Genomic DNA, 11802 nt, shown 5'->3' on the forward strand with positions numbered 1-11802 from the left:
CGTCAGGACGGCATCCCCTTCACGTTCTGAGTTCCCGCCTTCAGCCCACCACCGCCTCATATGCCCTGATCTGCGCCCGGATCACGTCCAGGCTCCCCTCCCAGAACTCGGGCGCGCGCAGGTCGATGCCGAAGCGGGCGGCGAGGGTGCGGGCGTCGGCCAGGCCGGTCGAGGCGAGGAGGTCGTCGTAGCGGGCCTGGAAGTCGGCCTCCTGTCCCTGGGCCTGCGCCTGCCCGTACTGCGCGTACAGGCCCAGGCCGAACAGCAGGCCGAAGGTATAGGGGTAGTTGTAGAAGGCCAGGCTGTAGTAGTGGGGCTTGACGGCCCACATGTAGGGGTGCGTGGTGTTCAGGGCGTCGCCGTAGGTCTGGCGCTGCGCCCAGGTCATCAGGTCGTTCAACTCCTGCGGCGTCAGGTCGCGCTCGGCCCGCTTCTCGAACACGGCCCGTTCAAATAGGAAGCGCGAGTGGATGTCCACCACGACCTGCGCGTGCCCGAGGAGTTGCGTTTCGAGGACGTACAGCCGCTCCTCGCCCGTCGCCCGCGTAAGCGCCGCGTTCTGGATGATCGTCTCGCAGAAGATGGAGGCGGTCTCGGCCAGCGTCATGGGCGTCTCGCGTCGCAGGGGTGTGCGTGAGGCCTTCAGGAGGTTGTGGTAGCCGTGCCCCAGCTCGTGCGCGAGGGTCGAGACGCTGTCGAGGCTGGGGTCGTGGTTCATCAGGATGCGGCTCTCGCCCTGCTGCCAGCCCATGCAGAAGGCGCCGCCGCGTTTGCCAGCGCGCGGCCCGGCGTCGATCCAGCTCTCCCGGAAGGCGCGGGCGGCGAAGTCCCCGAGCCTGTCCGAGTAGCCCCGGAACTGCTCCTCGACAAAGCGCGTCCCCGCCTCGTACGTCCATTCCGTCTCGCTGCGGCCCAGCGGGGCGAAGAGGTCCCACCAGTCCATCCTGTCCTTGCCCAGCGCGCGGGCCTTCGCGGCGAAGTAGCGGCGGAAGTCGGGCAGGCTGCGCTCGACCGCGCCCTGCATCGCCGTCAGCGTCTCGCGGTCGATGCCGTGGGTGAGCAGGCTGGGCGCCACCGCGTCCGGGAAGCCCCGGCGGGCGGCGAGCGTGCCCTCCTCGCCCTTCACGCCGTTCAGGGCGGCGGCGAGGACGACCTCCGCGTCCTGCCAGACCTTCAGCTCCGCGTCGAAGGCGTCGCGGCGCACGCCCTCGTCCGGGTCAGTGGCGAGGGCGCGCAGGGCGGTGACGGGCATTCGCTGTCCCCGGTACTCGCCCGTCAGTTGGCTGGAGTAGTTGCCGTGCAGCTTGGCCCAGCCGCCCGCCCCGCTGGGCCGCAGCCGGGCGGCGAGGTCCTCCTCCTCCGGCGTCATCTGGTGCCGGGCGTACTCCACGCTGCGGCGGATGAGGTGCTCGTGGTCGCGGGCCACGTCGGACTGCCCCAGCAGCGCCTCCACGTCCTGCTCCCCCAACCAGGCGGTCAGGCGCGAGCGCAGCGGCCCCAGCGGCAGCGTCAGGGTGGTGAGTTCCCCCATCCGCTGCTGGGCCAGCGCGTCCCGGCTGTCGGTCGTCACGAAGGCGGAGACGAAGCCGCGCAGCGGGGTCAGGCGGGCGAGGACACTGTTCAGGCCACCCAGCACACGGTCGAGGGCCTCTGTCGTGGCCGGACTTCCCCCCTTGCGGACGCCCACCTCGTCGAACGTCGCCTCCAGCGCCGCCACTTCCTCCCGCAACGTGGCGAGGTCGGCGGTCAGGCGCGGGTCGTCCAGCCCGGCATAGAGGTCGTCGGTGCGCCAGCGGGGAAGTTCTCTTGCCTGGGTTGTGGTCATGGGGCGCAGTCTAGACGGTCGCGGGGCTGGTCCTACACCCCGCCCACCACCCTTTCCCCCCGCACCAGCGCCTCCAGCCGCTCGGCCACGTTGACGAGGTGGTCACCCAGGCGTTCCAGGCTGCGGGCCATCCGGTGGGCGGCGAGCGCGACCTCCACGTCGTCGGGGCGCTCGTGCAGCCGGGTGAGGCTGGCGCGCAGCATCTGTTCGTACAGGGCGTCCACCTCCTCCTCGTCCAGGCGCATGACCTCGCGGGCGGCCATGACGTCGCGCTCGGCGAAGGCGTAGGCCAGACGCTCGAGCATCCCGGCCAGGAGGTTCACGAGGGGCAGCACGTCCTGGAGGGTGGCGCTGCGGGTGCGCGGGGCCAGGGCCTCCAGGTCGCGGGCCACCCCGAGGGCGTAGTCGCCCACCCGTTCCAGATTGGTCAGGCTGCGAAACACCATCAGGTGAAAGGCGAGCTCCTCGGTCGTCAGCGGCCCCGCAAAGGCGTGGAGGCAGGCGTCCTCGATCTCGCGTTCCAGCGCGTCGGTCTCGCGTTCCAGGGCACCCGCCCGGCGGGTCAGGCCCGCGTACTCGGCGCGCCGGGCGGCGTCGCGCACCGCGTCGAGTTCCCCCAACGTCAGGCTGAGCATTCGCAGGAACCGCGCCGTCAGGTACCGGGTGCTCGCCTCACCGTGGGTCATGCCGGAAGTATCCTAGCCCCGTGTGAGGGCCGGGTCAGCGACCGGCAGGCCCATCACGCGGCGGAACGTGGGCACGTCCTCGTACCGGAAGGCCCGCCAGCCCGCGGCCTGAGCCGCCGCCACGTTCTCGTGGCTGTCATCCCAGAACACCAGGTGGGCGGGGGGCACGCCCAGCCGCCGGGTGACCTCGGCGAAGTAGTCCGGCACGGGCTTGCGGTGACCCACCGCGGAGCTGGCGAAGTGGCCCTCCACCAGCTGACCCAGGCCCACCTCGTCCAGCAGGTGCCGGGTGCGGTGGGCCTCCTGGTTGGTGGCGAGGTGAACCCTCCAGCCCGCCGCGCGCAGTTCCTCCACGGCCGCCCACAGGCCGGGGTTGGGGTGGTTTTCGGACTCCAGCCACTCGCGCAGGAAAGCTTGCGGCGTCTGGGGGCGCCCCAGTTCCTTCAGAAAGGCCGGGAGGTGCGTCAGCAGGTCGCTGCGCCCGGTGGACGCTTCCACGAAGGGGCCGAAGAAAAAGGCGCGGGCCGCCTCGGGATGTTCCCGGAGCAGCCGCACCCCGAAAAATTCAGGTGGCGTGACCAGCACGCCGTCCACGTCCAGCAGCAGAATGTCTTCGCGGGGATCCACGGGAAGGAGCCTAGCGCGGCTCTTACCCGAAGCGGCCCGTGACGTACGCTTCCGTCCGCTCGTCGCGCGGGCTGGTGAAGATCTGATCGGTGACCCCATGTTCGACGAGGTCGCCATTCAGGAAGAAGGAGGTGGTATCCGAGACCCGGGCGGCCTGGTGCATGTTGTGCGTCACGATGATGATGGTCGTGACCTTTTTGAGGTCCGTCATCAGGTCCTCGATCTTCGCGGTGCTGGCCGGGTCGAGCGCCGAGGTCGGCTCGTCCATCAGCAGGATCTCGGGCTCGACGGCCAGGGCGCGGGCAATGCACAGCCGCTGCTGCTGCCCGCCGGAGAGGCCGGTGGCGGGGGTCTTGAGGCGGTCTTTCACCTCTTCCCAGAGGGCCGCGCCGCGCAGGGAGCGTTCGGCGACCTCCATCAGGCGCTTGCCATCCCGCACCCCCGCGAGCTTCAGGCCGCTCACCACGTTGTCGAAGACGCTCATGGTGGGGAAGGGGTTGGGCTTCTGGAAGACCATGCCCACGCGGCGACGCATGGTCACCGGGTCCACGCCGGGGCCATACATATTCTCGCCGTCGAGCAGCAGGGTGCCCGTGACGCGGGCGCCGGGGGTGAGGTCGTGCATGCGGTTGACGGCGCGCAGAAAGGTGGTCTTGCCGCAGCCGCTGGGACCGATCAGGGCGTTGACGGTGCCGGGCTGAATGTCCAGGTTCACGTCCCGCACGGCCTGCTTGTCGCCGTAAAAGATGCTGACGTTCCGGGCACTGAGGAGGGGGGTCATGAAAGGGAGGCTCCTTGGAAGGGTGGGAGGGAAGCGGTCAGCCGTCAGCGATCAGCAACAGACGCCTCGTGTTGCTGATGGCTGGGGGCCGTCCTACCGGCGGCGGCTGGCCCGCCGGGCGAGCAGGCTGGTCACGAAAATCAGGGTGATGAGGAGCAGGGCACCCGCCTTGGCGAGGCGCTGGTTCTCGTCGTAGGCGCTCGTGGCGCCACGGTAAATCTCCAGCGGCAGGGCGCTCATCGGCTTGGTGGGGTCGAGGTTGACGTTGTTGTTGCCAAAGGCCGTGAAGAGCAGCGGCGCGGCTTCCCCCGCCACCCGGGCCAGGGCGAGCATCACCCCAGTCACGATCCCGCCAGCGGCGGCGGGCAGCACGATCCGCAGAATGACCAGCCACTGCGGCAACCCCAGCGCCAGCCCCGCCTCGCGCACGCTCAGCGGCACCAGTTTCAGCACTTCCTCGGTCGTGCGGACCACGATGGGGATCATCAGAAACCCGAGGGCGAGCGCCCCGGCCAGCCCCGAGAAGCCGAAGTGCAGCACGATCAGGCCGTAGGCGACCAGGCCCATCACGATGGCGGGAATTCCGGCGAGCACGTCGCTGAGCATGCGAATGGTGGGCATCAGGCGGTGCCGGGGGTACTCGGCGAGAAAGATGCCGCCCGCCACACCGATCACCACGCCGATCACACTGGCCATCGCCAGCATCAGCAGGCTGCCGGTGATGGCATTGAGCAGTCCGCCCCCCGCCTCGCCCTCGGGCGCCGGAGTCTTGGTGAAGAAGGCGAGGTTCATCGCCCCCAGGCCCTCCCGCAGCAGGTACACGAAGATCAGGATCAGGGGCGCGACGACGAGCGCCGAGGCGAGCAGGATCAGCGCGCCCATCAGCAGGTTCTTGACCCGCCGGGCGGGGCTGAGCCGGGCACCCGGGCGGGCGGGGGCGGCGGAGGCGACGCGCATCATTGAATGCCTTTCGGCGTGAGCCGCGCGATGATGAGGCGGGCGGCGAAGTTGACGACCACGCTGACGAAGAAGAGGGTCAGGCCCAGGGTGACCACGCTGGAGCGGTGCAGCGCCGCCTGCGCGTCCCCGAACTGGTTGGCGATCACCGAGGCCATCGTGCTGGCACCGCCCCAGAGGCTCTTGAGAATCTCCTGGCTGTCGCCGATCACCATCGCCACGGCCAGCGTCTCGCCCAGCGCGCGGCCGAGGGCGAGGATCACGCCGCCCAGAATCCCGGCGCGGGCATAGGGCAGGATCGCCCGGGAGATGACCTCCCATTTCGTTGCGCCCAGGGCGTACATCGCCTCACGCTGGTCCTGCGGCACCAGGCGGATCACGTCCCGCGCCACCGAGGCCGTATACGGCAGGATCATCACGGTCAGGATGATGATGGCGAGGGCCAGGCCGCGCCCCCCCGCGCCCGACGGCACGAAGAAGCACTGGAGGCTCGTCTGCTGCTGCGCCCACAGCTCGTTGCACCGGGTGAGGGTGGCGACGTTCTCCGGGTTCAGGAAGTAGGCCGTCTGCCACCGGCCCAGAATGGGCGCGATCACGAACAGCGCCCACAGGCCGTACACCACGCTGGGCACGGCGGCGAGCAGCTCGATCAGGTAGCCCACCGGGTTCGCCAGCCACCTCGGCGCGTACTCGGCCACGAACAGGGCGCTGGCGACCGCGAGCGGCACGCTGATGGCGAGGGCGGCGAAGCTGGTCACCAGGGTGCCGACGATCATGGCGACCGCGCCGAAGCGCTCCTGCACCGGGTTCCAGGTGCGCTCGGTGAAAAAGTGCCAGCCGAAGGCTTGCAGCGCGGGCCAGGACTCGCGGGCGAGCTGGTAGACGCTCAGCACGAACACCAGCCCAATCACCGACGCGAGCGCGAGGATCAGGACCTGAAAGGTGCGGTCGCTGCGGCTCGACAGCGCGGCGCCGGGCCGGGAACGGACGGGGGAGGATCGGGCAGGTTCACTCATAGGGGCATGACCTCTCGGGGGCAGGCTGGCCCCAGTTGACAGGCAAAGCGTCAGGGGCAGGTCAGGTGAGGGGATGCGGGACAGGAAAGGGGCGGCCCCCACCCTGGGGAGCCGCCCACCCGGAACTTCCGTGCTTACAGCTTCTTGCCGCCGTAAGTCATCGAGTTGATGATGGTCCTGGCCTTGTTGACGACGTTGGCGGGCAGCCGGGCGTAATCCAGCCCCTCGTTGTAGCCCTGGCCGGTGGTGACCATCCAGCCGAGCAGGTTCTTCAGGGCCTTCGCCTGCGCCTCGGTCCGGTTGCCGTACTTCTGGTCCTGGTAGAAGATCACGTAGGTGAAGCTGGCAATCGGGTAGGCGTTCGCGTTCGCGCTGTTCGTCAGGCTCACCCGGGTGTCCTTGGGAATCACCACGCCCAGCGCCGCCGCCGCCGCCGGGCCGTTATCGGCCAGCACGAACTTCCCGGCGCGGTTTTGCACGCTGCCGAAGGGCAGCTTGTTCTGCTTGGCGTACACCAGCTCCACGTACCCGATGGCCCCCGGCGTGCTTTTGACCACACTCGCCACGCCGTCGTTGCCCTTGGCGCCAGTCCCGACCGGCCACTGCAGGCTGTTGCCCACCCCCACCTTGCTCTTCCACTCGCCACTGACCTTGCTCAGGTAGTCGGAGAACACGTAGGTCGTCCCGGACCCGTCGCTGCGGCGGGCCACCGTGATGGGCAGCGGGGGAATCGTCACGCCGGGGTTCAGGGCCGCGATGGCCTTGTCGTTCCAGGTCTTGATCTTGCCCAGGTAGATGTCGGCCAGCACCCGCCCCGTGAATTTCAGGGGCTGGGTCACTCCGGGGAGGTTGTAGGCGGGCACGACCGCGCCGATGGCGGTGGGGATGTGCAGCAGGGGGGCCGGGGCGCTCTTCAGCGTCTCGTCGCTCATGGGGTTGTCCGACCCCGCGAAGTCGACGGTGCGCTCCAGAATCTGCTTCTGTCCGGCGCCGCTGCCGACGGACTGGTAGTTGACGTTGACGCCGGTGGCGTCCTTGTATTCGGCGAACATCTTGGAGTAGAGGGGGTAGGGGAACGAGGCGCCCGCACCCGTGAGGGTCGTCTGCGCCGCCGCCATGCCGGTCGTCATCAGGGCCAGGCCCAGGAGGAAGGTCTTCTTCATGCCTGACAGCGTGCAGGCGAACTGTCAGGGCCAGGTCACTGGGATGTCAGCCCAACGTCAGGGGCGGCGGGGTCTCCCCCCACCGCCCCCTGCCCGGCCCGTTCTCTTAGTCCGCCGCTTCCGCCTGCGCGTACTGGAGGCGGTGCAGCCGCGCGTAGTACCCGCCCTTTTCCAGCAGCTCCCGGTGGCTCCCCTGCTCCACGATCCGGCCCCGGCGCATGACCACGATGCGGTCGCAGTGCTCAATAGTGCTCAGGCGGTGCGCGATGATGATGCTCGTGCGGCCCAGCATCACCTTCTCCAGCGCCTGCTGAATTCGCAGCTCCGTCTCGGTGTCCACATTCGCGGTCGCCTCGTCGAGCACGAGCAGGATGTCGGGGTTCTGGATCAGGGCGCGGGCGAAGGCGAGGAGTTGCTTCTGCCCGGTCGAGAGGGTGGCGCCGCGCTCGCGGACCTCGGTGTCGTACCCCTCGGGCAGCGACAGGATGTAGTCGTGGACGCCCACATAGCGGCAGGCCTCGACCACCCGCTCGTGGGGAATGTCGGGGTTGTTCAGCGTCAGGTTACTCTCGATGGTTCCCGCGAAGAGGAACACGTCCTGCAAGACGACGCCGACGTGCTTTCTCAGGTCGTGCTGGGCGAGGTCGCGCACGTCGATCCCGTCCACCTTCACCGCGCCGCGCTGCACGTCATAGAAGCGGCTCACCAGCGCGGTCACGCTCGTCTTGCCCGCGCCGGTCGCGCCGACCAGGGCCACGCTCTCACCGGGCTGGATGTGCAGGTCGATGCCGCGCAGAATCCAGCGTTCGTCGTTGTCGGGCGTGTCCGCCTTCACCGTCTGGTCGTAGGCGAACCACACCCCCTCGAAGTCCACCCGGCCCTCGAAGTGTTCCAATTTTCTCGCGTCCGGCTTGTCCGTAATCTCCTCCTCGGTGTCGAGCACGCCGAAGATGCGCTCGCTGCTCGCCATCGCCGCCTGAAGATTGTTGAACACGTCCGCCAGGTCCTGGATGGGCTGGAAAAGCTGCTGGGTCCACTGCACGAAGGCGAAGAGCGTACCCACCGTGACGGCCCCGGCCACTCCGCTCGCCACCGCGTCCTGGCCCAGAATCTGCCGGGCGGCGAAATACAGCACGAGCGCCACGGCAACCTGGCCCAGCACCGCGACGGTCGGCATGAACAGCGAGAACCAGTACACGCTGTTCACCGTGGCCGTCAGCAGGTTGCGGTTGGCGTGGTCGAAGTCCAGCGCGGTGCGGGCCTCGCGGCGGAAGAGCTGCACGGTCAGCATCCCGGTGATGTTCTCGTTGAGCCGGGTGTTCACGATGGCCTGCTGGATGCGGGTGGCGCGGAAGGCGTCGCGCAGCTTGCCCCGGAAGAAGTTGGTGGCGAAAAACAGCACCGGCAGCACCGTGAAGCTGATCAGCGCGAGCTTCCAGTTCAGCCGCAGCATGAAGCCCGCGTACACCAGGATCAGGAGGCTGGAGGTGATCATGCTGACCAGCCCGCCCGTGATGAACTGGTTGATCGCGTCCACGTCGCTCGTCACGCGGGTGATCAGGCGGCCGACCGGGTTCTGGTCGAAGTAGGCCAGGTGCAGCCGCTGGAGCTTGCCGAACACGTCCGAGCGGATGTCGCGCAGCACGTTCTGCCCCAGGTAGCCGATGGCGAGGGTGGAGACATAGTTCAGGACGAACTCGATCACCCGCAGCCCCATGTAACCCAGCGCGGCGAGGGTCAGGCCCCGGTACAGCGTCTCGGCGTTCAGCCCGGGATTGCGCTCGAAGGGCGAGAGGTAGGCGTCGATGGCGTGGCGCAGGACCAGCGTGGGCAGCGGTGACAGCACGGCGAGCAGCAGCGCGACGACCACGGCGGTCAGGGCGAGTGCCCTGTACGGGCGCAGATAGCTCAGGATGCGCCGGGTGAGGTGGACATCGAAGCCCTTCTTGGCGGCGTCGAGGGGATCGGGGGCGGTCACTTCACGGCCTCCTGGGGCAGAACCTGGGCTTCGAGGTCGTCGGCCGCCACCTCCGCGTCACCGATGGGCTCGTCCTCGGCGTCGAGGTCGGAGGCGAGGCGCTGGAGGCGTTCGAGTTCGGCGTAATGGCCGCCCGCCGCGAGCAGTTCCTCGTGGGTGCCCTGCTCGGTCACGCGCCCCTCCTCCAGCACTACGATCCGGTCGGAGTGACGCAGGCTGCTGACCCGGTGGGCGATCAGGATGACGGTGCGGCCCCGGGCGACCTCCCGCAAGCCGTCGAGGATGCGCCGCTCGGTCTCGGTGTCCACCGCCGAGAGGCTGTCGTCCAGGATCAGGATCGCCGGGTTGCGGACGATGGCACGGGCGATGGCCGTGCGCTGCCGCTGACCGCCCGAGAGGGTCACGCCGCGCTCGCCCAGCATGGTGTCGTAGCCCAGCGGGAAGCCCTCCACGTCGCCCGCCAGCCCGGCCAGCCGCGCGGCCTCGTGGACCCGGGCGAGGTCGGGCTGCTGCGGCAGCTCGGGCGGCGCGGGCACCTTTGCCACGTTCACGCCGGTCGGGATGGCAGGAAGGTCCTGCCCCTCCAGCCCGAAGGCGATGTTGTTGGCGATCGTGTCGCTGAAGAGGAAGGGTTCCTGCGGCACCACGGAGACGTGTTCACGCAGCACCCGCAGCGGGATGACCCGCACGTCGTGCCCGTCCACCCGCACCACACCGCTCGTGGGGTCCATGCTGCGGGTGATGAGCGCTGCGAGGGAAGTCTTGCCGCTCCCGGTGGGGCCAGTGATCCCCAGGAACGTCCCGGCGGGGATATGCAGGTTCACCCGGTCGAGGACCGTGAAGTCGCCGTAGCGCAGGCTGACGTTGTCGAAGGTCACGTCGCCACGCAGGGTGCGGATGGAGGGGTCGGTGCGGCCCCGCTCGTCGTGGACCTGGGGCCGGGCGTCGAGCAGTTCGCGCAGCCGTCCCCAGGAGGAGAGACCGCGCTGGGTCACCCCGGTGATCCACCCCACCATCAGCATCGGCCAGGCGAGGCGGTCGAGCGTGCCCACGAACTGCACGAACTTGCCCACCGTGAAGTTCGCGCCCCCCTGCGGGAATAGGATCAGCCGCCCGCCCACGAGCAGGATCAGCCCGAAGGTCAGCCCGATGAGCAGGCTCATGAAGCCCCGCAGCGGCCCGTCCACCTTCGTCAGCGCGATGTTGCGCCGCAGCAGCTCCAGGTTCATCGCCCGGTAGTCGGCGATCTCGCGGTCCTCGATGGCGTAGCCCTTCACCACCCGCGCGCCGCTGAAGTTTTCCTGCGCCTTCCCGGCAATCAGGCTGTTCTGCTCCTGCACCCGGGTGTAGCGCTGGTTGATCAGCCGCGCGAGGTAATACAGCAGGCCCACGATGAACGGCAGCACGGCGATCACGATCAGGGTGAGCTGCCAGCTCAGGCCGAACAGGACGGTGAAGCTCGTCAGGAAGGCGGACACGATGTTCACGATCTGCCACGAGCCGAAGCCCAGCATCTCGCGCACGGCGCTCAGGTCGCCCGTCAGGCGGTTCATGATGTCGCCCGTGCGCGAGCGGTCGTAATACGCCTTGTCGAGCGTCTGGAGGTTCATGTAGATGTCGCGGCGAATCTCGTACTCCGTCTGCCGCGACGCGATGATGATCTGGCGGCGCATCAGGAGCATCAGCGCCCCGGCAGTCGCGGCGGCCAGCACGATGCCCAGCGCGTACAGCCCCACCTGTGCCAGCGTCACCCCCACCGTGTTCGGGCTCGCGTCGGTCGCCCGCGTCAGGCCGTCGATGGTGAGGCGGATGTAGTAGTACGGCAGCAGGTTCACGCTGTTGGCGATCACCACGGCGACAATGCCGATGAGGTACTGCCGACGGTGCATCCGCAGGTAGGGCCAGAGGGTGCGCAGGCTGTCCAAGAGGTTCACCTCGGGGGAAAGAGCGGCCAAAAGAGCGTGCGAATCAGGAGCCCGGCTCCGGGAGTGGCCAGTCTACGCCGCCCGGCGGAGGGAGGAATGCGCGTAATGGCCGAGTCGGCGTGCCCTTGGGTTCACGTCCTCTTGAGACAAAATCCATGCCAACGCTGCTGCCGTGAGGCCGACGGCCGCTGGCCGAACCCGGGAACGAAAAAACGGCGTTGGCAGCGAAATTCCGCTCCTGTTGACACCCCAGGGGGGCGGTGCTACTATCCACAGCCGGAAGCAAGCGCGTCAGCGCGAAACTTCCGTGCTCAGGGGTGGGACCCCTCCGCCTTCTGCCTCAGGAACAGGTGCCACCCTAGCTCAACTGGTAGAGCACCCGACTTGTAATCGGAAGGTTGGGAGTTCGATTCTCCTGGGTGGCTCCAAGTGGCGCACCACACGCCACGGCGATCCGGGGCGAGACAATCCGGGCCAGCGCAATCTGGGGCAAATCTGGGTAGGTGGCCGAGTGGTTAAAGGCGACAGACTGTAAATCTGTTCACGTAAGTGTACGGCGGTTCGAATCCGCCCCTGCCCACCACACGCGGGAATAGCTCAGTTGGTAGAGCGTCAGCTTCCCAAGCTGAATGTCGCGAGTTCGAGTCTCGTTTCCCGCTTTCCAGCCCGCTCTTGTAGCTCAGTGGTAGAGCACTCCCTTGGTAAGGGAGAGGTCGTCGGTTCAATCCCGACCAAGAGCTCCACTTCGGAAATGCGGCCCGCGACCGTTGGGCCGCGTTTTCACTTGTGTCATCGTCGGTGCCCGTATGCTGCTTACGCCCGTCTCCCCCGGGGGACTTCTCGA

At 68.4% G+C, this 11802-nt stretch carries 9 protein-coding genes and 4 tRNA genes; 4 read left to right on the forward strand and 9 right to left on the reverse strand.

Annotated elements, in window-relative coordinates; all coding sequences use genetic code 11:
- Positions 1-40: 40 nt before the first annotated feature.
- The 9 genes from DAERI_RS06785 to DAERI_RS06825 all read right to left on the reverse strand — a co-directional run bounded on the left by DAERI_RS06785 (position 41) and on the right by DAERI_RS06825 (position 10922).
- Positions 41-1825 carry a M3 family oligoendopeptidase gene (locus DAERI_RS06785; protein WP_165794101.1) on the reverse strand — a complete coding sequence of 595 codons (1785 nt, stop codon included), beginning with the start codon at positions 1823-1825 and terminating at the stop codon, positions 41-43.
- A 32-nt stretch (positions 1826-1857) separates the two neighbouring features.
- The gene (locus tag DAERI_RS06790) at positions 1858-2511 is read right to left on the reverse strand and encodes a phosphate signaling complex PhoU family protein (RefSeq protein ID WP_103128656.1); all 654 of its coding nucleotides are present in this window, start codon (positions 2509-2511) and stop codon (positions 1858-1860) included.
- A gap of 12 nt (positions 2512-2523) precedes the next feature.
- On the reverse strand, positions 2524-3138 hold the full coding sequence (locus DAERI_RS06795; protein WP_165794102.1) for an HAD family hydrolase: 615 nt from the start codon (positions 3136-3138) through the stop codon (positions 2524-2526).
- A gap of 22 nt (positions 3139-3160) precedes the next feature.
- Entirely contained in the window at positions 3161-3919 is a 759-nt protein-coding gene (pstB, locus tag DAERI_RS06800) for a phosphate ABC transporter ATP-binding protein PstB (RefSeq protein ID WP_103128658.1), read from the reverse strand.
- A gap of 93 nt (positions 3920-4012) precedes the next feature.
- On the reverse strand, positions 4013-4879 hold the full coding sequence (pstA, locus tag DAERI_RS06805; protein WP_165794103.1) for a phosphate ABC transporter permease PstA: 867 nt from the start codon (positions 4877-4879) through the stop codon (positions 4013-4015).
- Positions 4876-5892 (reverse strand): phosphate ABC transporter permease subunit PstC, encoded by a 1017-nt coding sequence (pstC, locus tag DAERI_RS06810; RefSeq protein ID WP_103128659.1) that lies wholly within the window; start codon positions 5890-5892, stop codon positions 4876-4878. Before pstC ends, pstA begins: the two co-directional genes overlap by 4 nt.
- A 134-nt stretch (positions 5893-6026) precedes the next feature.
- Positions 6027-7055 (reverse strand): phosphate ABC transporter substrate-binding protein PstS, encoded by a 1029-nt coding sequence (gene pstS, locus DAERI_RS06815; protein WP_103128660.1) that lies wholly within the window; start codon positions 7053-7055, stop codon positions 6027-6029.
- A gap of 106 nt (positions 7056-7161) precedes the next feature.
- Positions 7162-9033: an ABC transporter ATP-binding protein gene (locus DAERI_RS06820; protein WP_103128661.1), complete on the reverse strand. Its 1872-nt coding sequence runs from the start codon at positions 9031-9033 to the stop codon at positions 7162-7164.
- Positions 9030-10922: an ABC transporter ATP-binding protein gene (locus DAERI_RS06825; RefSeq protein ID WP_103128698.1), complete on the reverse strand. Its 1893-nt coding sequence runs from the start codon at positions 10920-10922 to the stop codon at positions 9030-9032. Before DAERI_RS06825 ends, DAERI_RS06820 begins: the two co-directional genes overlap by 4 nt.
- A 388-nt stretch (positions 10923-11310) precedes the next feature.
- Here DAERI_RS06825 and DAERI_RS06830 point away from each other — a divergent pair.
- The 4 genes from DAERI_RS06830 to DAERI_RS06845 all read left to right on the forward strand — a co-directional run bounded on the left by DAERI_RS06830 (position 11311) and on the right by DAERI_RS06845 (position 11701).
- A tRNA-Thr gene (locus tag DAERI_RS06830) sits at positions 11311-11386 on the forward strand.
- A gap of 69 nt (positions 11387-11455) precedes the next feature.
- A tRNA-Tyr gene (locus DAERI_RS06835) sits at positions 11456-11541 on the forward strand.
- A gap of 3 nt (positions 11542-11544) precedes the next feature.
- Positions 11545-11617 (forward strand) — tRNA-Gly (locus tag DAERI_RS06840).
- 9 nt (positions 11618-11626) lie between these two features.
- Positions 11627-11701: transfer RNA gene (locus DAERI_RS06845), tRNA-Thr, on the forward strand.
- Positions 11702-11802: the final 101 nt, after the last annotated feature.

The organism is Deinococcus aerius (assembly GCF_002897375.1).
Classification (GTDB): Bacteria; Deinococcota; Deinococci; order Deinococcales; family Deinococcaceae; genus Deinococcus; species Deinococcus aerius.

Excerpts from the sequence above, each read along its gene's own strand:
- pstB (WP_103128658.1), bottom strand. The coding sequence starts at position 3,919 with ATGACCCCCCTCCTCAGTGCCCGGAACGTCAGCATCTTTTACGGCGAC.
- DAERI_RS06785 (WP_165794101.1), bottom strand. The coding sequence starts at position 1,825 with ATGACCACAACCCAGGCAAGAGAACTTCCCCGCTGGCGCACCGACGAC.
- pstC (WP_103128659.1), bottom strand. The coding sequence starts at position 5,892 with ATGAGTGAACCTGCCCGATCCTCCCCCGTCCGTTCCCGGCCCGGCGCC.
- DAERI_RS06825 (WP_103128698.1), bottom strand. The coding sequence starts at position 10,922 with ATGCACCGTCGGCAGTACCTCATCGGCATTGTCGCCGTGGTGATCGCC.
- pstS (WP_103128660.1), bottom strand. The coding sequence starts at position 7,055 with ATGAAGAAGACCTTCCTCCTGGGCCTGGCCCTGATGACGACCGGCATG.
- DAERI_RS06790 (WP_103128656.1), bottom strand. The coding sequence starts at position 2,511 with ATGACCCACGGTGAGGCGAGCACCCGGTACCTGACGGCGCGGTTCCTG.
- pstA (WP_165794103.1), bottom strand. The coding sequence starts at position 4,879 with ATGATGCGCGTCGCCTCCGCCGCCCCCGCCCGCCCGGGTGCCCGGCTC.